Annotated in this window: 2 protein-coding genes; both read right to left on the bottom strand. The window is 79.8% G+C overall.

The features are described from left to right. Positions 1–729 (bottom strand): RDD family protein (locus ABD158_RS16065; protein ID WP_344008607.1); only part of this gene is annotated, 729 nt, incomplete at its 3' end. 37 nt (positions 730–766) lie between these two features. After that, the coding region (locus ABD158_RS16060) for an FHA domain-containing protein (RefSeq protein ID WP_344008605.1) at positions 767–1819 on the bottom strand (1053 nt) is incomplete at its 5' end.

The following is a 1819-nucleotide window of genomic DNA, read 5'->3' as shown; positions in this document are numbered from 1 at the left end:
GCTCGCCGCCGGCGCGGGGGGCGGATCCGGCGCCGCGGCACGTGAGCGGCGGCCACGGCGTGGGCCGGTGTCGCCGGGACCGGGGGTCGCGGCGGGCGCGCGGACCGGGACGGGCGCCGGAGCGGGCGCGGGTGGTGCGGGGCTCGGCGGGGCGGGGGTGGCGGTGCCGGCGGGCACGAGCCGCATCGCGGTGAGGTTGACGATCTGACGGGGGGCCTCGTCCGGCTCCTCGTCCGTGGGCTCCGGGCGGGGCCGGACGTCGACGACCACGGACCCGGCGAGCCGGTCGTGCCAGCCACGGCGCTGGCGCCCGGTGTCCATCAGCGCGGTCCAGGCGAGCGTGGCCACGCCGAGCCCGACGGTGGGCAGGGTGGCGACCCCGAGCACGACGGTGCGCAGCAGCGCCGCGGCGAAGCCGACGGGCGCGCCCGAGTCGTGGTCCACGACCCGCAGGCCGAAGGCGAGCCGGCCCGGGGAGAGCCCGGTCGCGCCGAGGAGCCCGGCGCTCAGCAGGGTCAGCAGGGCCACGGCGCCGAGGAGGATCCCGACCCCGGTCCAGACGTCCCCGTCGGACCAGGCCGAGGACCAGGCCAGCCAGGCCGCCCCCGCCAGGAGCACCCACGCCACCACGCGGTCGAGCGCGAAGGCCCAGAACCGTCGTTCGAGGTCGGCGGGCGGGAAGTCGGCGGAGGCGGGTGCCTGGCCGGCCTCGGTGTCGCGGGGTCCCACGGTGTGACTCATCGGTGCCCGGACGGACCGGGACGCCTCACGGGTTGGCGACCTGGATGGTCAGCCCGTCCCCCAGGTCGATGACGGCCCCGGGGATGAGCTGCACGGCGATGCCGGGCTGCAGGTCCTCCGGCGCCAGGCCCGGCTGCACCAGCACCGTGCCGTTGGTCGAGCCCATGTCGGTGACGACCGCGGAGCCGTGGTCGGCGCCGGAGCCGGGCCGGACCTCGAGGTGGGTGGAGCTGATCTCCTGGTTGGGGCTGGGGACCGTCACGAGCCGCGGCTGGTCGGTGGCCGTGAAGCGGCGGGCCTCGGGCGCGCGACCGACGAGGATCGCCCGGTCGACGTCGACCGTCTCCCCGTGGGACATCAGGAGCCGGGCCACCGGCCGGGCGGTCACGCTCGGCGCGGGCGGCTGGCCGGGGATCCCGGGCTGGGAGCGCGCGTAGACCGAGGGGTCGTAGTCGCCGGCGTTGGTGTGCCCGTCGTGGTCGGCGCCGTCGTGGTCGGCGCCGCCGTGGTCGGGTCCCTCGGGGCCGGCGGGACCCGAGCCGTCCTCCGGCGCCGGGGCGTCCGCGGGCGGCGCGTCGACGACGGGGGCCCCGGGGACGTCCTGGCCCCAGGCCGGCGTGGGGGCGTCGGGCGGGCCGTCGGGAGCGGCGGGGTCCGGGTCCGGCCCGTCGGGGGGTCCGGGCGCGAAGGGGTTCGCCGGCGCCGGCGCGGGCGACCACCTCGGGCGCTCGGGCGGCGGGCCGCTGCCGAACGCGGGGGCCGCGGGCGGACCCCCGGGCGCGGGCACCCCGCCGACCGGCTCGTGGGGGGTCGGCTCGTGGGGCGCCGGGTCGGGCGTCTCCTGGACCGCCCCGCGCTCGCCGTGGGCGGGGTCGGACAGCGCGTCGTAGCCGGCGTCGGTCCCCGGCTCCGGCACCTCGACCGGCTGCTCCTCCGGCTCCGCGTCGCGGTCACCGTCGCCGCCCGCCATCAGCTGGTCGAGCGACATCATCTCGGTCGGCTCACCGGTGTCGGTCGGCGCGCCGCCGTCGACGGGCTCCGGCTCCGGCGCGGACTCGACGACCGGCTCGGGGGCGGG

Source organism: Nocardioides lentus (genome assembly GCF_039529515.1).
GTDB lineage: Bacteria > Actinomycetota > Actinomycetes > Propionibacteriales > Nocardioidaceae > Nocardioides > Nocardioides lentus.
This window is presented reverse-complemented; position numbering and strand designations above follow the sequence as displayed.